This is a genomic window from Deinococcus proteolyticus MRP (assembly GCF_000190555.1).
Lineage (GTDB): Bacteria > Deinococcota > Deinococci > Deinococcales > Deinococcaceae > Deinococcus > Deinococcus proteolyticus.
In genome coordinates this window covers 567,781-588,351 of the sequence record NC_015161.1, presented here as the reverse complement: position 1 = coordinate 588,351, position 20,571 = coordinate 567,781, and the positions used below count along the sequence as shown (strand labels likewise).

The following is a 20,571-nucleotide window of genomic DNA, read 5'->3' as shown; positions in this document are numbered from 1 at the left end:
TGTTCATGCGGGTGTCAGGCCGGGGCCGTCCCGCCGCAGCCGCAGCGCCGCCGCAGGACGCAGGACACCGCCTACGAAGTTGGACGAAAGTTAGGAGTGAAAAACTAACCGATTTACTTTCTAAACCAAAAGCGCTAGGGTGCAGCCATGAAGAAGCACATCGGTTTTCTCTCGTTCGGCCACTGGACGCCCTCGCCCCAGTCGCAGACCCGCTCGGCCAGCGACGTGCTGCTGCAATCCATCGACCTGGCGCAGGCCGCCGAAGAAATCGGAGCGGACGGCGCCTATTTCCGGGTCCACCACTTTGCGCGGCAACTGGCCTCGCCTTTCCCGCTGCTCTCGGCCATCGGGGCCAAGACCGGCCGCATCGAAATCGGCACGGGTGTGATTGACATGCGCTACGAAAACCCGCTGTACATGGCCGAAGACGCCGGCGCAGCCGACCTGATTGCGGGCGGGCGGCTGCAACTGGGCCTCAGCCGTGGCTCACCCGAGCAGGTGATAGACGGCTGGCGCTACTTCGGCTACCAGCCTGCCGAGGGCGAAACCGAGCAGGACATGGCCCGCCGCCACACCCAGGTCTTTCTGGACGTGCTGGAAGGGCGCGGCTTCGCTCAGCCCAACCCACGCCCGATGTTCCCCAATCCCCCAGGGCTGCTGCGTATCGAGCCGCACTCGGAAGGCCTGCGCGAGCGCATCTGGTGGGGCGCAGGCAGCGTCGCCACCGCGCAGTGGGCGGCTGGGCTGGGCATGCACATGCAGACTTCAACCCTCAAGCAGGACGAGAACGGCCAGTCGCTGCACGTGCAGCAGGCCGAGCAGATTCGCGCGTTTAAGCAGGCGTGGGCGGAAGCAGGCCACAGCTACGCGGGCCGCACCTCGGTCAGCCGCAGCATCTTCCCTATCGTGAATGACCAGGACCGCGCCTACTTCGGCGGCCATGACGACAACCACGACCAGTTCGGCCACATCGACAACTACCGCGCCGTATTTGGCCGCTCCTACGCCGCCGAACCCGACCGCCTGATTGAGCAACTGAAAGCCGACGAAGCGGTTGCCGAGGCCGACACGCTGCTGCTCACCGTGCCCAATCAGCTGGGCGTGGACTACTGTGCCCATGTGCTGGAAAGCTTCGTGCAGCACGTGGCTCCAGGGTTGGGCTGGCGGTAAGGGGTGAGGAGCGAGGCTGGCTCCTCGTCTAAGGGTCAAAAGGTCTAGGGGCAAAGATTCTCTGTCCTTAGACCTTTCGACTCTTAGACCCTCAGACTCTCAGACGGCGCTCCCGCGCCCCCGCTCCAGCACCCAAAAACGCATCGGCTTGGGGCTGGGCTGCGCCTCGCCCACCTCCTGCCAGGTCAGCGTGGTGTCCAGCTCCGGGCGCATCACATAGCCGCGCCGCTCCACGAACTTGCGCGGCGAGCGCCAGCCGGCCGGCATCAGCGGGTGGTCGGCCGGGCGCTGCACCATCGCGGCGGCAATCAGCGGCAGGTTCAGGGCTGCCGCCTGAGCCTCGGCGCGGTCCAGCAGCTCGCCGCCCAGGCCCCGGCTCTGGTACTCCGTCTCCAGCAGGGCCTCACCGATGTACAGCACCTGCGCGGGGTCCAGCCCGGCGGCGCGGAACGGGGCCTGCAATTCCTCGACTTCATGCTCCAGCGGCACGGCGGTGCAGGCGCCCACCACCCGCTCACCGTCGCGGGCCAGCACCAGCAGGGCACCGGGGGCCAGGGCGTAGGTCCGCAGGTACTCGGCTTCGGACTCGGCGGTGCCTTCGTACAGGTAGGGAAACTCGCGGAACAGCTCCAGGCGCAGGCGGGCCACCTCGTCCAGCGCGGGGCCAAAATCATCCTGGAGCACATCGAAGGTCAGGGAACGGGTCTGGTCAGCAGTCGGCATAACAGCGCCGACTCTATCCGCCCGGCGGCCCGGTGACCAGCACTGCGGCACGGTTGGGGTGCGGGGCGAAGGACGCCAACCACTTCTCCCCAGCTGCAGCGCACCGCTGCGCCGCTCACGGTCTGCCACCCGCAGGCGAGAAGAGCGTCTGGCCTGTTCACCAGGCCCATCAACTGGCCTGCGTTCTGCCCCGTGTGCGGCTCTGGGCGGCCACGCGCTACAGTTTCTGGCATGACCCAGCCACGTGACCTTCAGACCGTTTCTATCGTGGGCCTGGGCGCACTGGGCATTCTGTTCGGTGGCCAGCTGGCGCAGGCGCTCGGGCCTGAGCAGGTGCGGGTGGTGGCAGGCGCAGCGCGGGCCGAGCGCTACCGCCAGGAGGGCGTGGAGATGGACGGGGCAACGGTGCCGTTCACGTACCTCACGCCCGAGGACACCCCCGCGCCCGCCGACCTGGTGCTGGTGTGCGTCAAGTTTCACCAGCTGGAAGCCGTGCGCCCGCTGATTGCCAGTCAGTTGGGGCCAGACACACTTATCGTTTCGGCGCTCAACGGCATTTCCAGCGAGAGCGTGCTGGCGGAGTGGTTCGGGCCTGAGCGCCTGGTGTACGCCGTGGCGCAGGAGATGGACGCCCGCAAGGAAGGCCGCCGCCTGATTTACCGGGACCGGGGCCAACTGGTGATTGGCGCGATGACACAGGACAAAGCCGAAACCGAGCGGGTGGAGCGGGTGGCCGAACTCTTCCGCCGTACCCACTTTCCGCATACGGTGGTGGACGACATGCCGCGCCGCCTGTGGGGCAAATGGATGCTGAATGTGGGCGTGAATCAGACGGTGGCGCTGTACCGGGGCACCTTCGCCACCGTGCAGGCCGAGGGCGAGGCCCGCGACACCTTCAAGGCCGCCATGCGCGAGGTGCTGGCGCTCTCAGCCCACGCAGGCACCGGCCTGACCAAAGACGACTTCCGCTACTGGCTGCGGGTGATGGACGGCCTGGACCCCGCCGCCAAGCCGTCGCTGGCGCAGGATTTGGAAGCGGGCCGCCCCACCGAGCTGGAACTGTTCGCTGGCACGGTCATCCGGCTGGGGCGGGAGTACGGCGTGCCTACACCGGTGAATGAGCGGCTGTACGCAGGGATTCGGGCGCTGGAAGTTCAGGCGTCGGTTTCCTCCAGCGGCACTAGCGTCAGCTCTAACAAGTAAGGCTTCGCGCCCTCACGTGGCCCCGTTTCTAAAGCCTGAACCTGCACGCTTAGCACATCGTAGGCGGCCTGCAACTCCGCCCACTGCGTCTCATCCAGCCAAAGCCGGCCAATGCGGTTGCTGCCTCTACTCCGCTGCATAGAAGCGCTCCCAGAAGACGCGGCCTCACTGTACACTTTGCCGCTGGTGTCGTCACGGTACAGCACCCGACCATCAGAATGCACCTCGGTCAGCACGCGGGCCAATGCGCGGGCTTTGGCAGCCTGAATGGGTTGGAGGTTGCCCGAAATTTGGGCTTCAAGGTCCTCAAACGGCGTGTGCTGAAAAGGTAAAAATATACCGCCTGCCGCCTGGTAGAGTCGCACGGGCCGCCCGCGTCTCGGCTGCTCGCCCATATATTCCAGCAAACCCGCCGCCACAAATTGCCGAATGCGGTAGCTTAGCCGCTCTACGCTCACGCCTGCCTCGCGGGCAGCCTCAGCTGCACCCAGTTTGCGCCCCAGAAATGGCTGCAACATCTGCACCGCCGCGCTGTCGCTCAGCAAGCGCGCCTGCTCTGGCGTCTGCACCGTAAACCACTGGCCCGTATAGCTACCCAAAATTGTCTGCGGCATTTTCGGTAGCGTAGCCCACACGCTGGAAGGCATGACGAGGGCCAGTTCCAACCATTTACCACGCGGCTTCTGGACGTACCTTGCGGGCATGGCGGGCATGTCGCTAGGCGACGCGCTGCTCAGCCTTGCTATGCCATTTTTAGCGCTGCGCCTAAGCACTGTCCCCGACGAGCGGGCGGTGGCGCTGGTGTTCTTGGCTGGAAGTCTGCCGCGTTTTGCCGCGCCGCTGCTGGGCAGCGTGGCTGACCGCCTCACGCCCCGTGCGGCCATTGGCGTGGCGAGCGGCCTACGTGCGGCGGCGGTGCTGTCGGTGGCTGGGTTGGCACTGGCTGGAATGCTGCCGTATTGGGGCTTGCTGGCCCTCGCCGCCGCCAACGCGCTGCTCAACACACTGATTTTTGCGGCTGGAAGTGCATTGGTGCCGCGCCTGGTGCCCGATGAGCTGCTGGCCCGCGCCAATGCCCTCAACAGCGGAGTGATGATGGGCCTGCCGCTGGTGGGCCTCGGCCTCGGCGGGGTGCTGCTGGGGCTGCTGACACCCGCCAGCGTGTATCTCTGCGCCGTGCCGCTGCTGGCATTGGCTCCGCTGGCGGCTTTCTTTCTGCCCAAGCTAGCCGCCGCTGAGGCTGGAAAAGCGAGCGTGCTGGGCCTGTGGCACGACCTGCGGCACGGCCTGCGGACCATTTTTGGGCAGACCTTTCTGACAGCGTCGTTTGGGTTTTCTTTTGGCCTGAATATTGGGCTAAATGTGATGAATGCCCGTGCGCCTCTTGCGCTGCGTGGCGCTGGCGGCGACATTCACGCCTACGTCGTCTTCGAAGTGCTGGTGGCGGGCAGTATTTTGGCGGGCATCACGTGGGCCAGTCGGGGCCGCAGCGTGCCCCAGTTGCACCGCTTTGCCGTGCTGGGCGCAGCGCTCGTGACGCTGGGGCTGCTGCCAATGCTATCGGCGGCGGCAGAGGCATGGTGGGCGGGGGCCGTGTGCTTTGGCGTGGGTCTCGGCCTCGTCAGCGTGGCCACCACCACCCGCTCGCAGCAACTGGTGCCCACGGCTGAGCGGGGCCGCACCATGGGTGCACTCATTGGCCTGAATGCACTGGGCCTAACCCTCGGCGCGGCGCTGGCAGCTTCGGCCCTATCCACACCCACGCTGATGCTAGGGCTGGCGCTTGGACTGGGGGCAGCAGCGTGGACGCTGGCCAGGGCGGTGCAGGCAGGGTAGGCCCAGTTACAGCGCCCGCAGCACCGCGGCCGTCAGCTCGGCGGTGGTCGCGGTGCCGCCCAGGTCGCGGGTGGGGACGGCGGCCAGGGCCGTGCGCACGGCCGCTTCCACCCGGTCGGCCTCGCTGCCCCGGCCCAGGCTGTAGCGCAGCAGCAGCGCCGCGCTGAGAATGGTGCCGGCCGGATTGGCCACGCCCTGCCCGGCAATGTCGGGCGCGCTGCCGTGAACCGGTTCGTACAGGCCCGTGCGTGCGCCCAGGCTGGCCGAGGGCATCAGCCCCAGTGAGCCGGGCAGCACGGCGGCCAGGTCGCTGAGAATGTCGCCGAACAGGTTCTCGGTCAGCAGCACGTCGTAGCGCTGCGGACGGGTGACCAGCAAGGTCGCCACGCTGTCCACATACTCGTGGTTCAGGGTCACGCGGGGGTAAGCCTGCGCCTGCGCCGTCACGGTGTCGCGCCACAGCTCACTGACTTCCAGCACATTGGCCTTGTCCACGCTGGTCAGTACGCCCCGGCGCTCCTGCGCGGCCCGGAAAGCATGCTCGCCCACGCGCTCGATTTCGGCGCGGCTATAGCCGATGGTGTTGAACGCAGCGTCCTCACCCCGCCCACGGCGCGGGTCGAAGTAGGCCCCGCCCAGCAGCTCGCGCACGATGAGCAGGTCCACCCCGGCGGCAATTTCGGGCCGCAGCGGGCTGAGATGTTCCAGCCCCGGCATCACCTGCACTGGGCGCAGGTTGGCGAACACGCCCAGGTGCTGGCGCAGCCTCAGCAACCCGCTTTCGGGGCGCTGAGGCCGGGGCAGGTGGTTCCAGGCGCTGTCCGGTGCGCCGCCCACTGTACCCAGCAGCGCGGCGTCAGCGCCGGCCAGGGCGTCACGGGTGCCCGGCGGAAAGGGGTCACCTGCCGCCTCAAAAGCTGCCCCGCCGATGGGGTGTTCTTCCAACGTCACGTCCGGAGCCACCTCACGCAGCACCTGCAGCGCCGCGCCCACCACCTCAGGGCCGATCCCGTCGCCGGGCAGCACCACGACCCTAGCCACGGCCCGGCTCCGCTGCGCCCGCTGGAGTCTCGAAGCTGGCTCCGTCACCTTGCGGCCGTCCGGCGTGGCCGTAGCCGCCCTCGGTGCTGGCCGTGTTCAGCGTTCCGCCCGGCTGCTCTCCCCCTCCGTCCGGCAACGACGCTGCGCTGCCTGCCTGGGCCGCCGCGTCCTGGTCACGCATGTATTCCAGCCAGCCGCCTGCAGCTTTGACCGCCAGCGCGAAGTCGGGCAGCGGCGTGAACCGCAGCTCCCGGCCGGTCGTTTCGTTGCGGATGGTGCCGGCTTCCAGGTCCAGCGTGGCCTCGTCGCCGTCGCTGAACAGCTCCTCTATTCCTGCGCACTCCAGCGCCGGAAAGCCGTTGTTGATGGCATTGCGGTAAAAGATACGGGCGAAGTTGGGCGCCAGCACCGCGCTGACGCCGGCGCCGCGCAGCGCCCACACGGCGTGTTCGCGGCTGGACCCGCAGCCGAAATCGGCCCCGGCAATCACGATGTCTCCCTGGCCCACCCGCTGCACGAACTGCGGGTCGTAGTCCTGCATGGCGTAGGGGGCCAGTTCTTCCTCGCGGTCGGTGGTGAGGTAACGGGCGGGAATAATCTCGTCGGTATTGATGTGGTCGCGCCCGAACACATGCACGCGGGCCGTGCGGGCCGTCATCGGCTGGAGGGTATGGGTCCGCGTCTGGGTGCCGCGGGCCGGCGCGGGACGGGTGGAACGCTGGGGGTCGGTCATGGGGAAACACTCCTTAAAAGAGGACGGCGGGCAGTATCAGTCGGCGGCTTCTGCGCCCTGCATGGTGCGCGGGTCGGTAATCATGCCGGTCACGGCGCTGGCGGCCACCGTGGCGGGGCTGGCCAGGTAAATCTGCGCGGTGGGGTCGCCCATGCGGCCTACGAAGTTGCGGTTGGAACTGCTGATACACACGTCGTTCGGCCCCAGCACGCCGGTGTGCATGCCCAGGCAGGCGCCGCAGCTGGGGTAGGACACGGTGGCTCCCGCGTCCACGAAAATCTCCATCAGCCCTTCTACGGCCGCCTGCTTCCACACTGCCTGGGTGGCGGGCACGATGGTCATCTGCACGCCGTCGGCCACCCGGCGGCCACGCAGAATCCGCGCCACCTCGCGCAGGTCGCTGATGCGGCCGTTGGTGCAGCTGCCCACGTAGGCATGCGTCACCGCAATGGCGTCGCTGCCGGCCACCCGGCCGTTGCTGGGAATGTGCGGGTAGGCCACGGTCGGCTCCACCTGCGAGGCGTCAATGTCAAGCACCACGCGGTACTGCGCGTCGGGGTCGGACCGGTACTCGGTGTACTCGCCCGGCTCCACCCCGCGCACCCGCAGGTACTCGCGGGTGGTGCCGTCCACCGCCACGATGCCGGTCTTGCCACCGGCCTCAATCGCCATGTTGGTCAGGGTAAAGCGGCCTTCCATGTCGAGGTTGTCGATGTAGTCGCCCACCCACTCCATCACCATGTAGTTGGCGCCGTCCGCCCCGATTTGCCGGATCACCTCCAGCACGATGTCTTTGGGCGTCACGCCGGGACCGGCCTCGCCCGTCACGCGAATCAGCATGGTTTCGGGCACCTTGAACCACACCCGGCCCGCGTAGATGGCGCCGGCCAGGTCGGTGCTGCCCACGCCGGTGGCGAAGGCGCCCAGTGCGCCGCCGTTGCAAGTGTGGCTGTCGCCCGACACCAGCGTCTGCCCCGGCTTCAGCAGGCCGGTGTTTTCCAGCACCACGTGGGCGATACCGCCGCGCCCGACATCGTAAAAGTGCCGGATGCCTTTTTCGTGTACCCAGCTTTTCAGCTTCTGGTACATCTGCGCCGCTTTGATGTTCATGGCCGGCACCGAGTGGTCCGGCACAGCCACGATTTTCTCCGGGTCGAACACGCGGTCCATGCCGCGCTCTTCCAGCATCCGCAGGGCAGCGGGGGTGGTGATTTCGTGGCACAGCACGAGGTCGGTGGTGCATTCCAGCAGTTCTCCGGGGGTCACGGCGTCCTTGCCGGCGTGTGCGGCGAGAATCTTTTCGGCAATGGTCATACCCATGTGGGGAGCCTCCTTGCGGGGTAGAAAAACTGGGCCAGAGAAACAGGGAAATGAAAAAGGGCCCCAGCAACGTCAGGCTGGGGCCCAGGCGCGAAGAAGCACTAGGACCCGGAAAGCAGCAGTAGGCCGCATGGGACAACTGTTCGGTTTCCGGGTCTATTAGGCATGCAGAGACTATATCCATGCCCCTGTCTTTTGGCAAGTGAAGCACAGGGGTTGCCAAAAGACTGACGTTCGTTTAGGATGCCCGCATGCCGCACACCGCTTCCCGCCTACTACGCTGCTGTTCTCCCTAGAGAACTCGGCAGCGCAGCAGTGACGCGCCTCCCCTGTCCCCTCGGAGAACACCCCCCGTTCCTCCGAGGGGCCTTTTTTTGTTCTCTGTTCGCCAATTTCTTGCACCCCAAGGAGCCTCAGCCATGACCTCTTCCAACGCTGCCAGTACCCAGCCCGGTTTCCCGGCCGACCCCCACTACGTCCGCATCTTCGACACTACGCTGCGCGACGGCGAACAGAGCCCCGGCGTGGCGCTGAACCACGCCCAGAAGCTGGAAATCGGGCACCAGCTGGCCCGTCTGGGTGTGGACATCATCGAAGCCGGGTTTCCGGTGGCCAGTGCGGGCGACCTCGCCGGGGTGCAGCGCATCGCCCGCGAGGTCCATGGGCCGGTGATTGCCGCCCTGGCCCGCGCCGGCCGCGCCGACATCGAAGCGGCGGCACGCGGGGTGGAAGCGGCGGCACGGCCCCGCATCCACACCTTTATCGCCACCAGCCCCATCCACATGGAAAAGAAGCTGCGGCTGCCGCCCGAAGCGGTGGTCGAAAAAGCCGTGCAGGCGGTGCAGTATGCCCGCACTTTCGTGGACGACGTGGAATTCAGCGCCGAGGACGCCACCCGCTCGGATACGGAGTTCATGATTCGGATTTTCCGGGCCGCGGCCCAGGCAGGCGCGACCACCATCAACGTGCCCGACACGGTGGGCTACACCACCCCCGAGGAAATCCGCGCCCTGTTCTCCCGGCTGCGGGCCGAGCTGCCCGAGCATGTCGTCCTCTCGGCGCACTGCCACGACGACCTGGGCATGGCGGTCGCCAACTCCATCGCGGCGGCCGAGGGCGGAGCGCGGCAGATCGAATGCACGGTCAACGGCATCGGGGAGCGGGCCGGCAACGCCAGCCTGGAAGAAATCGTGATGGCGTTTCACACCCGCGCAGACCGGTACGGCCTGAGCACCGGCGTCCAGACCCGCGAACTCTACCGCGCCTCGCGGCTGGTCAGCCGCCTGAGCGGAATGCCAGTGCAGCCCAACAAGGCGGTGGTGGGCGACAACGCCTTTGCCCACGAATCGGGCATCCACCAAGACGGCGTGCTCAAGGCCCGCGAGACCTACGAAATCATGAACGCCGAGCTGGTGGGCCGCGAGGCCGCCGTGATGGTGATGGGCAAGCACTCGGGCCGCGCCGCATTCCGCCAGGCGCTGGCCGACCTGGGCTACGGCGACCTGAGCGAGGAAAAGGTGCAGGGGCTGTTCGGGCGCTTCAAGGACCTGGCCGACCGCAAGGGCCAGATTTACGCCGAGGACATCCGCGCCCTGGCAGACTCGCGCACCGACGTGCCGCAAACCTACCAGCTGGAAGCGTTCCAGATTACGTCCGGGATGAACGTGGAGCCGGTGGCCTTTGTGCGCCTGCACACGCCTGGGGGCAGCCGCAGCGCCACCGCCCACGGCGACGGCCCGGTCGACGCGGCTTTTCAGGCCATCAGCGACATCACAGGCGTGCAGCCGGAGCTGGAGAAATACCGCATTCAGTCGGTCACGCAGGGCGACGACGCACTGGGCGAGGTGAGCATCACCGTGCGGCACGGCGAACAGTACCTCAGCGGGGTGGGGGTCGCCACCGACATCGTGGAAGCCAGCGCCCGCGCCTGGCTGCGGGTCATCAACATGATTGAAGCGGGCATGGGCAAAGAAAAAGTCAGCGCCCAGGTGGGCACGCCCTAAGCACTCGCAGCCGAGATAGGGCCTGCGGGAAGATGCACACCGCAGGCCCTATCTTCTGTCTATGCCCAGAAAGCATGTCAACGGCAAGGCCGCCCGCCCTCCTGCCGAGCGGGACAGCAAGGTATGCCCGGTGTGCGGGCTGCCGTTTTCGTGGCGGCGCAAGTGGGAGCGCGACTGGGACAACGTGCGCTACTGCTCGGACCGCTGCCGGGCGGCGGCCAAAAGGCAGGAGCAGCAGCGGCCAAGCTAAGGGATTTGGAACAGCGCCATCACAGCCAGCATGCCCAATACCAGCAGCACGCTTAGGCCCAGGCCCAGGCGGGCGCCGGGTCTGCGGCGCAGCGTATAAAGGGCGGGCCACGTCCACGCGCAGCCTGCCCCTGACACGGCCCTCTCTCAGCGGGCCAGATTCAGCGGCTGCGGCAGGCGAATCCACAGCACTTCGGTGTCGTCTTTCACGTCTGCGCCGCGCCCGCCCGTCGCCGGGTAGTTGTTGTCGTTGGCGACCAGGATGGTGTTCTTATCCAGCACCAGCACGTTTTCGATGGTGAAGAAGGGGAAGCCCAGGACGCCGTTCACGCTGTTGGGCGAGAGGCGCTGCGGGTCGGCCAGGTTCATCAGGTCGGCCACCAGGGTTTTCTGGAAGGTGCCATCCGCGTTCTTGCGGGCCAGGTCCAACAGGTAGATGCGCTTGGCGCGGGCTTCGGCTCCCTGCTTGTTGTCGCGCTCAATGACCAGGTATTGCGTGGCGTTCACGGCGGTCAGGTCACCAATCGCTTCGGCGTCGCTGTCCAGCGCCAGGCGGCCTGCCAGGGACCACTGACGGGTCGCCAGGTCAAAAGCGTGCAGGCGCAGGGTGCCTTTCGGGTCGCCCTGCACGGTTTTTTCCAGCAGCGCGTAAATGGTCTTGCCGTCGGGGCTGATGGCGAGGCCCTCATAACCACCACTGGAGGGCAAGTTGGACACGTTCGGCTGGCCGTTCGCAAAAGCGGGGTTCTGCGGGCTGCGCACTTCGGCGGTGGTGAACTCGCGCACCACTTCTGCGCCCGTGGCGGGGAAATCGGTAAAGAAGCCGTCTACCCCGGCCCACAGCGCCTGACGCATCTCGGCTTTGGGGTCGCCGCCGTAGCAGGGCAGCAGGTAGGTGGGTTCGTTGCGAAAGGTCCAGGGGTGCAGCGGCAGACCAGCGGCGTGGGCACGGCTCACGAAGTCGGTCACCTGGCACTGGTCGTCGATCACCCAGCGCTTGTAGGGGCCAACCGCGTCGGCGTAGCTGGCAATCTCGCGCAGGCCCGCGTCGGAGAGCATGTCGGCGGGGGTGCGTGTATCGCCCGCGGCCTTGAGGTCATAGGCAGGTTCGTCAGGGCTGCTCACCAGTTGCACCAGCGGAATGTTCACGCCCGCTTTCGGCATGATGGTGCTGTTCAGTTCCTTGAGGTTGCCCACCTCGAACGACTGGATATAGATGCGGCTGGGGTCGGTGAATTTTTCCCGCACCAGCGTGTCTATCAGGAGTTGGCTGGTATTGAAGCCCGCCACCTGCTGCATGTAGGTGGGGTGCTTGGTCTCGGGGTAAATGCCTACCTTGCGGCCCGTCTTGGCTTCGGTTTCACGCACCAGCGCAATCACTTCCGCGAGGGTGGGAATCTCGAACTGACCGTCGTAGGCGGTGCCGCGCAGCTTGGGCAGGCGCTCTACGGCCCGCAGGGTCTTCAGCTCGGCCAGGGTAAAGTCTTCCACGAAGTAGCCGCGCACCTGCACGCCGTCCAGCGTCTTGGTGGTCAGGCGGTCACGGAACTCAGGGCGGCTGTGAACATCGGCGGTGGCTTCAATGACTTTGTCGTCCGCGCCCACCACCGCAATCACGGGTTCGTGGCGGGCCACCAGCACGCCGTCTTTGGTGACCACCAGGTCAGGCTCGATAAAGTCGGCCCCTGCCGCAATCGCTTCGCGGTAGGACGCCAGGGTGTGCTCAGGGCGGGTGCCCGAGCTGCCACGGTGACCCACCACCACGGGCTTGCCGCCGTTCAGGGTGGGCAGTCCCGCCAGGTTGGGCGTAGCGATGGGCGCTTCGAGCAGCACGCCGTCCGCGCTGAAGTGCAGCAGGTAGGGACCGAATTCGTCGCCCACCCACAGGGTGCCGTCGGGGGCCACCACGAAGCCTTCGGGGTCAAAGTCCGCGCCCGTCAGCAGGCGCTCGGCGCTGTTCTCGTTGACGATGCGGAAAGGGACGCGCTTGTCGGGGTCGCGCAGTTGCACGAAGCTTCCCACCTGCGGCACGCTGCCGGCCTGCTGCTGCCCCTTGAAGCTCACGCGGTACAGCCGCAGCAGATAATCCGCCGAGTTGGCCTTGGAGCCGAAGCCGTTGTCGCTCAGGAACATGAACGAGCCGCCGGCCAAGCGCTGCACGCCGCTGAATCCCTGCACAGGCTGGCGGGAAAAGCGGGCCTCACCGCGCACCCCTTCACCGTTCCAGGCTCCACTGGCGGGGCCAGCGGCAAAGGTGTCGGCAGGCAGTTCGGCGTAACCGACCAGGGTGGGCTGGCTCATAGTCGCAGCAGGCGCGGGGGCAGGGACGCCGCCGCCCGTCACCGCAGCGGAAGCAGAAGCGCTCAGGGCGAGCAGGGCTGTCAGGGTCATTTTTCTCATGTCTGAAAGGATGTAGGGAGTTTGTCAGGAGGGCATCAATGGCAGGTTCCAGCCTATGACATATCCCTACTTGCCTCACACTGGCGCAGGTCACGCAGCGCGGCGAAGTGGTGCAGGTCAATACATTTATGGTGGCCTTCAGTCCCGTGCTGCTGACGCTGCTGTGCGCCCTGCTGGCGACCATCATCACGCCGAGTGTGGTGAGTGAGGACCTGCGCGGCGGCCTGCTGGAAGTGCTGCTCAGCACACCCCTGGCCAAGGCGCAGATTTTCAGCGCGTACCTGGGGGCGGCGCTGCTGCTCACGGGCCTGTGCTGGGGCCTGTGCAGCCTGGCATTGCTGCTGACCTGGGCAGCCCTGACCCACCTGCTGCCGCTGGGCCTCGGCCTGAGTCTTTCGCCTACCCTGGCCTGGATTCTGACGGCGCTTCCCCTGAGCATGACGCTCTGGTCCGCCGCCGTCATGCTGGGCGGTGCGTTGCTGTACCCGCGCACCCTCGACGGCAGCGCAGGGGTAGGCGGCAGCCCCGCCCGCTTGCTCGCGCTGGCTCCCAGCGTGCTGCTGATGCCCGCCATGGTTCTGGCAAGTCAGCATCTCGGGCCGCTGCTGCTGGGTGGGCTGGTAGGCCTGGCGGCCCTATCTATCGCTGGCGATGTTCCGGGTGACTGAGCGGCGCTTCCGCACGGCGGCGCTGCTGCAGTGAACCACTGGCCTTCAGGGCAATTCAGCCATCCAGTAAGCGGGCTTGCAACCGCTGGGCAATCGGCCTGAAGCTGCGGCGGTGCACCGCACTCACCCCCAGTTCGTCCAACGCGGCGCGGTGCTGCGGTGCGCCGTAGCCCTTGTGCGCCGCGAAGCCGTAGCCAGGGTACTGCGCGTCCAGCCGAGTCATCAGCGCGTCGCGCTCGGTCTTGGCAAGCAGGCTGGCCGCCGCCACGCTGTAGCTGAGGGCATCGGCGCGGGGTGGGGCCAGGATGGGCAGCGGGGTTCGCAGCCGCAGGTAATCGGTGACCAGCGCCTGTGGCTCGGGGTCCAGGGCTGCCAGGGCGCGGGCGGCCGCCGCGTGAGTCGCGCCCAGAATGTTCAGCCGTTCGATTTCGTCGGGCCAGGCGTACTCCACCGCCCAGGCGACAGCCACACGGCGCACTTCCTCCGCTAGCATTTCCCGCTGCCGTGCCGTCAGGGTTTTGCTGTCGGCAAAAGGCAACTCCGCGCCCGTGTTGGGCAGAATCACGGCGGCCACGGTCACTGGCCCCGCCCAGGCCCCGCGCCCTGCCTCGTCCACACCCGCCACGCGGAAATAGCCGCGCACCCAGTGCTGGCGTTCCAGCGACCAGTCGGGGGTGACGGCAGGCAGCGCGCAGTGGGTCATGCGGCCTAGCATAAGCCAGAAGCCAGGGACACAGGGATATAGCGACACAGGGACACAGAAGGATAGGGGCACAGAGCGTGGTTACCCAGAGCGCTCCAGCCCTGCCATCACCCATCAAGCTTCCCCCCGGGCGCTATGCTCAGAAACGTGCACGGCATGGAACATTTGCGCGGACTGGTAGCGGAGCGGCCCGAGGCCGAACGCGACCTGATAGAGCGCGCCTACGACTTCGCCCGCGAAGCCCACGCGGGCGTGGTCCGCAAGAGCGGCGAGGAATACATCACCCACCCGGTGGCCGTGGCGACCATTCTGGCCGAGCTGGGCATGGACACCACCAGCATCGCCGCCGGGCTGCTGCACGATACGGTCGAGGACGTGGACGGCGTGACTTTCGAGGTGATTACCGCCCAGTTCGGTCCCGAGGTGAGCCGGATTGTGGAAGGCGAAACCAAGGTCAGCAAGCTGAGCAAGGCCGGCTCGCAGACCGCCGAGGTGAGCGACGACGGCCGCGACATGCAGGCCGAAAACCTGCGCCAGATGCTGATTGCCATGACCGATGACCTGCGGATTATCGTGGTCAAGCTGGCCGACCGGCTGCACAACATGCGCACGATGGACGCCATGCCCCCCGAGAAGCAAAAGCGCATCTCGCGCGAGACGATGGAGGTGTTCGCCCCGCTGGCGCACCGCCTGGGCATCGGGCAGGTCAAGTGGGAGCTGGAAGACCTCAGCTTCCGCTACCTCTACCCCGAGGAGTACGCCGAACTGCGCTCACGGCTGCGGATGCAGCTGGACGAACGCGACGGCATCGTCAAGCAGGCCGAGGAAAGCCTGCGCTCGGCCCTGGAGGACGACCTGGAGCTGCCCGACTGGGTCGCCGCCATCGATATCTCGGGCCGCTCCAAGCACCTGTGGAGCATCTTCGGCAAGATGCGCCGCGAGGGCAAGGCGCTGGAACAGATTTTTGACCTGATGGCGCTGCGGGTGATTCTGACCCCCCGGCGGGTGGAAGCCCGCGAAGGCACCGACCCCGAGCGGCTGGCCCGCGCCGAGGAAATGCGCGAGAAGCGGATCTGCTACCACACCATTTCTATCGTTCACTCGCTGTGGACGCCGCTGCCGGGCCGCTTCAAGGATTACATCGCGGTGCCCAAGCCCAACGGCTACCAGTCGCTGCACACCACGGTGATCGGCAAAAGCGGGCAACCGATAGAAATTCAGATTCGCTCCTCACGGATGCACGAGGTGGCCGAATACGGCGTGGCCGCGCACTGGATGTACAAGCAAGGTGGGCAGCTGAACCAGCGCGAGCGCGACCAGTGGATAGACCAGCTGCGCGAGCTGCAAAACGAGGTGGGCGACGCCACCGAGTACATGGATACCGTCAAGAACGATTTCCTGTCGCAGCGGGTGCGGGTGTTCACGCCCAAGGGCCTGGCCATCAGCCTGACGGCCGGCAGCACGCCGGTGGACTTTGCGTACCATATCCACACCCGCATCGGGGAAACGATGGTGGGAGCGCGGGTCAACGGCAAAATCGTGCCGCTCAGCCAGAAACTGCAAAACGGCGACATGGTGGAAATCCTGACCAGCAAGAACGGCAAGCCCAGCAAGGACTGGCTGAACTTTGCCGGCACCCGCTCGGCGCGCACCAAGATTCGCTATTTTTTCCGCCAGGACGAGCGCCTCGGTGCGCTGGCACACGGCCAGCAGATGCTGGAACGCTACTTGCGTAAGCGCCAGCTGCCGGTGCGCAAGCTGATGAGCGTCAAAAAGCTGGAAGACGCCGCGCAGAAGCTGGCCGGCAGCCGCAACCCCGACGAGCTGTTTCTGGCCCTGCACGCTGGCAAGGTGACCACCGCCCAGGCCGCCCGCACGCTGGACCCGGCGCTGGCGGTCAAGAAGGGGACCGCCGCGCCGGAGCAGCCGCCGCGCAGCCAGGGTAGGCCGGAAAGCGGCCCCCCCACCGTGTACGTGGACGGCATGAGCACCGCCACCAAGCTGAGCCAGTGCTGCCAGCCGATCCGGGGCGACCAGATTATGGGCTACCTGACCCGTGGGCGCGGGGTCAGTATTCACCGCATCGACTGTCCCAACATGATCCGGTTGCTGGCCGACGAGCCAGAACGCTGCGTGTCGGCGTCGTGGAATACCCGTTCAGAGGAGCGCTTCGAGGTGAACCTGGACGTGATGGCCCCCGACCGCGACGGCCTGCTGGCCGACATCCTGGGTATTCTGGCCCGCAACCGCCAGAGCCCGCTGCGCTTCGAGGCATTCGTGGACGCGGGCGAGGCCGCCCACATCTGCCTGCGCCTGGGCTTTGGCAGCAATCCGGAGATGAACAGCCTGCTGGAAGAACTGCGTACCGTGAGGGGCGTGGAGGAAATCCGCCGCACACGCGGCTTCGGGCAGACCGCGCTGTACGAATAGGGCCCCGCGCCCTTCCAGCCGTTCCCGGCAGAAAATCGGAGCGCCGTCCCAGCCTTCTGGGCGGCGCTCCGACTGACGTGCGGTAATTGCGTGGGTCAGCGTTTGCGCTTACGCAGGCGGTCCATCGCCGCGCTCAGGCTCAGGCGCATGCGTTCCAGGGCCTGGGCCAGGTCGCCCACCTCGTCGTTGGCCTCGGCCTGCACCGGCTGGCTCAGGTCTCCGGAGCTGATGGCATCGGCAGCACGCACCAGGCGCTGAATGGGGTTCAGCAGGGCCTGCGCGGCGCGGCGGGCCCACAGGGCAGCCAGGCTCAGCAGGACCAGCGAGGTCAGAAGCCAGGGCACCAGCACGCCGCTCAGGTTGACCTGATAGGGCACCCCCACCGCCACCTGGGGGGCCGCTGGGGCAGTGTCGCCCCCTCCCGACTGACCCACCACATAGGTTCCGCCGCTGCGGAACACGTCCTGCTTACCGCCTTCTTGCCACTGGGCGAACGCCTGCTGCATGGCCTGCGACTGCGCGTCCTCGGCGTCGCTGGCGAAATAGGCCGGCCCACCAGGCAGGCGGACCTGCACAAAGGCGATTTCATCGTTGGACACCAGCGTCCGCAGCTGGTTTTGCACGGCGGCCGCGCCCGCCGCAGACCAGGTGGCGCTCAAGCTCTGGGCCAGGGTTCCGGCCTGCACAGCGGTGTCCTCCCGCTTACTGGCCGGGAGCAGCAACGACAGCAGCAGCAGCGACAGCAGCGACAGAGCCGCCGTGGGCAGCAGCGAGGTCAGCAGCAGCTGGCGTTCCAGGCTGCGGCGAGGGCCCGTGACCACCGGCTGCGCGGCGTCGCCTTCGGCCACGTCCATGAAGCTGGAGGCCAGGGGGGCCGGGGCGGCTGGGGCACCCGGCTGCGCGGGCACGTCCACTTTCAGCGCGTCGGCGAAGTCGGCCCAGATGTCCTCGCTCTCATCCGCACGCCGGCTGTCCGCAGCTGCATCGGCGCCGCCCATCCCCTGGGTGAAGCTGGCCCATTCGTCGTCCGTCTGGCCGGCTCCTGCGCTGCCCTTGCTGGCCGGCGCAGCGGTCACCCCGCCTGGCGCAGCACTGAACACCTGCGTTTGGCCCACAGCCGCCCGGCCGGCAACCGGCTGGGACGCGGCGAAGGGGCCCGGCGCAGAAGGCCCGGCTACGGAGAGCCCGGCCGCAGAGGGGGGCTCAGCCGCCGTGCCGAACGGAGCTGTCCCGAACGGGTCGGCGCCGAACGGGTCGGCACGGAAGGGGTCAGCACCAAAGGGGTCCGCGCTGAATGGAGCTGCCCCGAACGGGTCCGCGCTGGCAGAGCCCCCGGCAGCGTCCATCCCGAACGGGTTGGCCGCGGAAGAGTCGGCACCGGACCCGGACGCTGGCCGCCCAGAGGCTGCCGGCTGGGCCGCGCCGGCTGCGGGCGTGGCCGGCACGGGCGCCGCCGCCAGACCCACCAGCTCGCCTTCCTCGGGCACTTCTTCCAGGGTGACGGCGGCGCCTACAGCACTGAAGATTCCCAGCAGCTTTTCAGCCTTGGGCCGGGTGGTGGGCTTGAGCAGCCGCCCCGAGCGGCGGCCCGCCAGCTTGGCGGCGGCAGAAGCGCCCAGTCCCAGCCGCTGCGAAAGCTGCTGCTCCAGCTCAGCGCGGACCTCATCCTGAACGGGGTGCTGAATGACTACGGTGTACTTCATGCTTTCCTTCCTTTATCCGGCACAACCTGAACCTAGGAAACCTTACGCCCGGCCAACTCTGGGCTCCATCAAACACAGTGGACCCAGCTTAGGGGTCCAAGTCTGACCACTTAGGCACAGCCCACAGGGGGGCAGGGCTGGAACCGCCGCGCCCCTTGCGGGCACCCAGACCCCGCCTCAGGCCAGCCCCTGCTCGCGGGCCAGATGGGCAAAAGTGCTGCGCTGCTGCGGCTCCAGCTCCTGCGAAATCCGCTGAAAGACCGTGCCCGCATACGGCTGCGGCCCCAGCTCCTCCATCACCTCTTCCACGATGACACCTGCGATAGGTCCCATCAGGGCGCCCAGCAGCCGGGTAATGTCCTGCTGCAGGGCCGGGTCCACCGGCCGCATCAGGCGCTGGTGGCTCTGGGCGCGGCTGGCCGCTTCGGACAGCGCCCCGAACACCTCGTCCTCACTCACTCCAGCCAGGCGGGCCACCTCTGCGGCGGACAGGTGCCCGTCTATCAGGTCCAGCACTTTCCAGGTGCGGTAGGGCAGTGGGGTGTCGTCGCTCAGGCCCTCGGGCCAGACCAGGGCGCGGGTCATGCCCGGCTCCCGTCCAGCGTGCCCAGGCCGCTGACACTCCACAGCTCATGGCGGCGCAGGGCGTCCAGCGGCAGGTCGCTCAGGCGCAGGCCCAGCCGGTCCAGCACAGCGCGGTAGGCGGCCAACAGCGCCGGCTGCAGCTCCTCTACCTGGACACCGGGGTCCACCTGCAGTTCGCCGGCCCGCACGGTCAGCTCGCGGGTAAAGGGGTCCAGCACCGGATGGTGGGGCGCCAGCCCCAGCGCCACTTGCCGCCAGACCTCGTCCAGCGCGGCGCGGCGGTGGGTTACGGCCAGCACCTGCTGCCAGAAGTGCACCAGCTCGCCAGTGTCCGGCACCCGGCGCAGCGACACGAACTGCCAGTCCTGCTCGGCGCCGTCCTTATTCCAGCTGCCGTACTGCGGTTGGCCGTTCTCCCAGTAGGACACGCTGCGGGGAGCGGTCCCCATGCTGGTCAGCACGCCGATCTGTCCGGCCAGCTGCCCGGACACCTGCTCAGCCGTGCCCCGCAGCGCCTGCCCCGGCGCCGCACGCTGGGCCCAGATGGCAGCAGCCGTGCCCTCGCTCAGCGGCATCAGCGACACGCGGGCACGCGGCAGCCCCCGCATCAGCGCCGCGAAGTTCAGGTCACGCGGGCCGCTGTACCCGCCCAGCAACTGCCCAGCCTGCCACACGAAGTGGGCACACACCGCCTCCGAGTGGGCCTGAAACAGCAGGCTCTGGCCGGCCTGTGAGCGGGCCTTCAGGTCCGCAATAACCTCATCCCACGGGTAGAAGTCGGTCGAAAGGTGGTGGTAGACCGGCGGAGAGAGCACGCCACGCCCCATCTGGGACTGGCCGCCGGTCTGAGCCGCTGGGGGGGTAGGGTCGCTCATGGTTCTGAAGCCAGTATAAAGTGCGACCTCCTACAAATGACATTTACATGAGAAAATGAAGGTTCCAGACGCACTTTTGTCTGGCCGTGCAAGCGCACGACCTACCAAACAGAAGCGCCGGGCAGAGGCTCCCGGCGCTCGTCACAAGGTGACTGGAGGGCTGTCAGGCGCTCTGCCCACGCAGGGCCAGCAGCTCGGTGCGCAGCTGCTCTACGCGGGGGCGCAGGTCGCCGCGCGACGCAGGCGCACCCAGCTGGTGCAGGCCGCCGTGGTAGGCGTCGGGGTCACCGAACAGGCGCGACAGCAGCTCGAATTCGTGCTGCGAGCGCAGGCTGGCGTCGTCGCGGAACAGCGGCACCCAGCGGTCCTGGAACTCGAAATCGTTCAGCTGGCCGCCCAGGTAGGCGTCCATCAGGTCCAGGTACGGCTGGATGTTACCTTCAGTTTCCACATTGCCGCCGGCGCGGGCGGGCACCAGTGCCTCAAATACCGGCGCGAGTGCCTCAGGGGTGATGTCCCAGTTGTTCACCTCAAAGCGGGGCTGGCCCTCCTGGAAGATGATCAGCTGAGGGCTGTGGTGCTGAATGCCGGTCATCTCGGCCACGAAGTTGGAAGCAGGCCGCCAGTCCACCACGCGGATAAAGCCCACCGGCAGTTCGTGGCGCTGCAAAAAGGTTTCCAGCACGCCAAAGCCCTGCATGGTCTTGTGGCAGGTGCCGGCCTTGAACACGGCGGCCAGCGGATACTCGGCCAGGAACGTCTGCACTTCTTCGGGGGTGGTCAGGGGAAGGAGCACCTGCTCTGCTTGGGTCGCTTGAGTCATACAGGGGAGGATAACAAAGGGTGTAGGCGCCAAAGGTAGTGCGCGGCGGGGAGGCGTATGCACCGCTCCCCGTGCCCGGGGGCCAGAGCAGGCCGGGCCGCTACAC

General features: G+C 67.2%; 18 protein-coding genes. 7 read left to right on the top strand and 11 right to left on the bottom strand.

What is annotated here, in order from left to right:
• Positions 1–147: 147 nt before the first annotated feature.
• Positions 148–1,170 carry an LLM class flavin-dependent oxidoreductase gene (locus DEIPR_RS02935; protein WP_013614343.1) on the top strand — a complete coding sequence of 341 codons (1,023 nt, stop codon included), beginning with the start codon at positions 148–150 and terminating at the stop codon, positions 1,168–1,170.
• Positions 1,171–1,269: 99 nt separating this feature from the next.
• On the opposite strand, the gene DEIPR_RS02930 is transcribed toward DEIPR_RS02935, so the two are convergent.
• Positions 1,270–1,893: a GNAT family N-acetyltransferase gene (locus tag DEIPR_RS02930; protein WP_013614342.1), complete on the bottom strand. Its 624-nt coding sequence runs from the start codon at positions 1,891–1,893 to the stop codon at positions 1,270–1,272.
• Between the two features lie 231 nt (positions 1,894–2,124).
• Here DEIPR_RS02930 and DEIPR_RS02925 point away from each other — a divergent pair, with 231 nt between their 5' ends.
• Positions 2,125–3,096 (top strand): ketopantoate reductase family protein, encoded by a 972-nt coding sequence (locus tag DEIPR_RS02925; RefSeq protein ID WP_013614341.1) that lies wholly within the window; start codon positions 2,125–2,127, stop codon positions 3,094–3,096.
• On the opposite strand, the gene DEIPR_RS02920 is transcribed toward DEIPR_RS02925, so the two are convergent.
• Positions 3,048–3,710 carry a hypothetical protein gene (locus DEIPR_RS02920; RefSeq protein ID WP_013614340.1) on the bottom strand — a complete coding sequence of 221 codons (663 nt, stop codon included), beginning with the start codon at positions 3,708–3,710 and terminating at the stop codon, positions 3,048–3,050. The genes DEIPR_RS02925 and DEIPR_RS02920 overlap by 49 nt on opposite strands.
• A 31-nt stretch (positions 3,711–3,741) precedes the next feature.
• On the opposite strand from DEIPR_RS02920, the gene DEIPR_RS02915 reads away from it, so the two are divergent.
• The gene (locus tag DEIPR_RS02915) at positions 3,742–4,932 is read left to right on the top strand and encodes an MFS transporter (RefSeq protein WP_083801529.1); all 1,191 of its coding nucleotides are present in this window, start codon (positions 3,742–3,744) and stop codon (positions 4,930–4,932) included.
• Between the two features lie 6 nt (positions 4,933–4,938).
• On the opposite strand, the gene leuB is transcribed toward DEIPR_RS02915, so the two are convergent.
• Genes leuB through DEIPR_RS02900 form a run of 3 tightly spaced genes read right to left on the bottom strand, consistent with a single transcriptional unit; the run spans position 4,939 to position 8,026 of the window.
• Entirely contained in the window at positions 4,939–5,973 is a 1,035-nt protein-coding gene (gene leuB, locus DEIPR_RS02910; RefSeq protein ID WP_013614338.1) for a 3-isopropylmalate dehydrogenase, read from the bottom strand.
• Complete coding sequence (locus DEIPR_RS02905) at positions 5,966–6,706, bottom strand: 3-isopropylmalate dehydratase small subunit (protein WP_013614337.1); 741 nt, start codon at positions 6,704–6,706, stop codon at positions 5,966–5,968. Before DEIPR_RS02905 ends, leuB begins: the two co-directional genes overlap by 8 nt.
• A gap of 36 nt (positions 6,707–6,742) precedes the next feature.
• A complete protein-coding gene (locus tag DEIPR_RS02900; RefSeq protein WP_013614336.1) occupies positions 6,743–8,026 on the bottom strand; it encodes a 3-isopropylmalate dehydratase large subunit in 1,284 nt (427 codons plus the stop codon).
• A 419-nt stretch (positions 8,027–8,445) separates the two neighbouring features.
• Between DEIPR_RS02900 and DEIPR_RS02895 the strand changes: the two genes are divergently transcribed.
• Positions 8,446–10,029, top strand: coding sequence for a 2-isopropylmalate synthase (locus DEIPR_RS02895; protein ID WP_013614335.1), 1,584 nt, complete (start codon positions 8,446–8,448; stop codon positions 10,027–10,029).
• Positions 10,030–10,090: 61 nt separating this feature from the next.
• Entirely contained in the window at positions 10,091–10,279 is a 189-nt protein-coding gene (locus tag DEIPR_RS02890) for a DUF2256 domain-containing protein (RefSeq protein WP_013614334.1), read from the top strand.
• Between the two features lie 146 nt (positions 10,280–10,425).
• Here the strand turns inward: DEIPR_RS02890 and DEIPR_RS02885 are convergent, their stop codons facing one another.
• Positions 10,426–12,678 carry an esterase-like activity of phytase family protein gene (locus DEIPR_RS02885; protein ID WP_148231763.1) on the bottom strand — a complete coding sequence of 751 codons (2,253 nt, stop codon included), beginning with the start codon at positions 12,676–12,678 and terminating at the stop codon, positions 10,426–10,428.
• Between the two features lie 131 nt (positions 12,679–12,809).
• Between DEIPR_RS02885 and DEIPR_RS02880 the strand changes: the two genes are divergently transcribed.
• Positions 12,810–13,346, top strand: a complete 537-nt coding sequence (locus DEIPR_RS02880) for a hypothetical protein (protein WP_148231762.1) — start codon at positions 12,810–12,812, stop codon at positions 13,344–13,346.
• A 55-nt stretch (positions 13,347–13,401) separates the two neighbouring features.
• Here the strand turns inward: DEIPR_RS02880 and DEIPR_RS02875 are convergent, their stop codons facing one another.
• Complete coding sequence (locus DEIPR_RS02875) at positions 13,402–14,049, bottom strand: ribonuclease HII (protein ID WP_013614331.1); 648 nt, start codon at positions 14,047–14,049, stop codon at positions 13,402–13,404.
• A gap of 156 nt (positions 14,050–14,205) precedes the next feature.
• Between DEIPR_RS02875 and DEIPR_RS02870 the strand changes: the two genes are divergently transcribed.
• A complete protein-coding gene (locus DEIPR_RS02870) occupies positions 14,206–16,479 on the top strand; it encodes a RelA/SpoT family protein (RefSeq protein ID WP_041221911.1) in 2,274 nt (757 codons plus the stop codon).
• A gap of 95 nt (positions 16,480–16,574) precedes the next feature.
• Here DEIPR_RS02870 and DEIPR_RS02865 read toward each other — a convergent pair whose 3' ends face one another.
• The 4 genes from DEIPR_RS02865 to abxC all read right to left on the bottom strand — a co-directional run bounded on the left by DEIPR_RS02865 (position 16,575) and on the right by abxC (position 20,465).
• Positions 16,575–18,182 (bottom strand): HAMP domain-containing protein, encoded by a 1,608-nt coding sequence (locus tag DEIPR_RS02865; protein ID WP_013614329.1) that lies wholly within the window; start codon positions 18,180–18,182, stop codon positions 16,575–16,577.
• A gap of 177 nt (positions 18,183–18,359) precedes the next feature.
• Complete coding sequence (locus DEIPR_RS02860; protein WP_013614328.1) at positions 18,360–18,767, bottom strand: hypothetical protein; 408 nt, start codon at positions 18,765–18,767, stop codon at positions 18,360–18,362.
• Positions 18,764–19,642, bottom strand: coding sequence for a hypothetical protein (locus DEIPR_RS02855; RefSeq protein WP_013614327.1), 879 nt, complete (start codon positions 19,640–19,642; stop codon positions 18,764–18,766). Before DEIPR_RS02855 ends, DEIPR_RS02860 begins: the two co-directional genes overlap by 4 nt.
• A 163-nt stretch (positions 19,643–19,805) precedes the next feature.
• Positions 19,806–20,465, bottom strand: a complete 660-nt coding sequence (abxC, locus tag DEIPR_RS02850; RefSeq protein WP_013614326.1) for a monothiol bacilliredoxin AbxC — start codon at positions 20,463–20,465, stop codon at positions 19,806–19,808.
• Between the last annotated feature and the right edge of the window lie 106 nt (positions 20,466–20,571).

What these genes read in the sequence shown, in the direction of transcription:
- abxC (WP_013614326.1), bottom strand. Translation starts at nt 20,465, where the DNA reads ATGACTCAAGCGACCCAAGCAGAGCAGGTGCTCCTTCCCCTGACCACC.
- DEIPR_RS02875 (WP_013614331.1), bottom strand. Translation starts at nt 14,049, where the DNA reads ATGACCCACTGCGCGCTGCCTGCCGTCACCCCCGACTGGTCGCTGGAA.
- DEIPR_RS02870 (WP_041221911.1), top strand. Translation starts at nt 14,206, where the DNA reads ATGGAACATTTGCGCGGACTGGTAGCGGAGCGGCCCGAGGCCGAACGC.
- DEIPR_RS02885 (WP_148231763.1), bottom strand. Translation starts at nt 12,678, where the DNA reads ATGAGAAAAATGACCCTGACAGCCCTGCTCGCCCTGAGCGCTTCTGCT.
- DEIPR_RS02895 (WP_013614335.1), top strand. Translation starts at nt 8,446, where the DNA reads ATGACCTCTTCCAACGCTGCCAGTACCCAGCCCGGTTTCCCGGCCGAC.
- DEIPR_RS02915 (WP_083801529.1), top strand. Translation starts at nt 3,742, where the DNA reads ATGACGAGGGCCAGTTCCAACCATTTACCACGCGGCTTCTGGACGTAC.
- DEIPR_RS02925 (WP_013614341.1), top strand. Translation starts at nt 2,125, where the DNA reads ATGACCCAGCCACGTGACCTTCAGACCGTTTCTATCGTGGGCCTGGGC.
- DEIPR_RS02860 (WP_013614328.1), bottom strand. Translation starts at nt 18,767, where the DNA reads ATGACCCGCGCCCTGGTCTGGCCCGAGGGCCTGAGCGACGACACCCCA.
- DEIPR_RS02855 (WP_013614327.1), bottom strand. Translation starts at nt 19,642, where the DNA reads ATGAGCGACCCTACCCCCCCAGCGGCTCAGACCGGCGGCCAGTCCCAG.
- DEIPR_RS02890 (WP_013614334.1), top strand. Translation starts at nt 10,091, where the DNA reads ATGCCCAGAAAGCATGTCAACGGCAAGGCCGCCCGCCCTCCTGCCGAG.
- DEIPR_RS02930 (WP_013614342.1), bottom strand. Translation starts at nt 1,893, where the DNA reads ATGCCGACTGCTGACCAGACCCGTTCCCTGACCTTCGATGTGCTCCAG.
- DEIPR_RS02935 (WP_013614343.1), top strand. Translation starts at nt 148, where the DNA reads ATGAAGAAGCACATCGGTTTTCTCTCGTTCGGCCACTGGACGCCCTCG.
- DEIPR_RS02865 (WP_013614329.1), bottom strand. Translation starts at nt 18,182, where the DNA reads ATGAAGTACACCGTAGTCATTCAGCACCCCGTTCAGGATGAGGTCCGC.
- DEIPR_RS02920 (WP_013614340.1), bottom strand. Translation starts at nt 3,710, where the DNA reads ATGCCGCAGACAATTTTGGGTAGCTATACGGGCCAGTGGTTTACGGTG.
- DEIPR_RS02900 (WP_013614336.1), bottom strand. Translation starts at nt 8,026, where the DNA reads ATGGGTATGACCATTGCCGAAAAGATTCTCGCCGCACACGCCGGCAAG.
- DEIPR_RS02905 (WP_013614337.1), bottom strand. Translation starts at nt 6,706, where the DNA reads ATGACCGACCCCCAGCGTTCCACCCGTCCCGCGCCGGCCCGCGGCACC.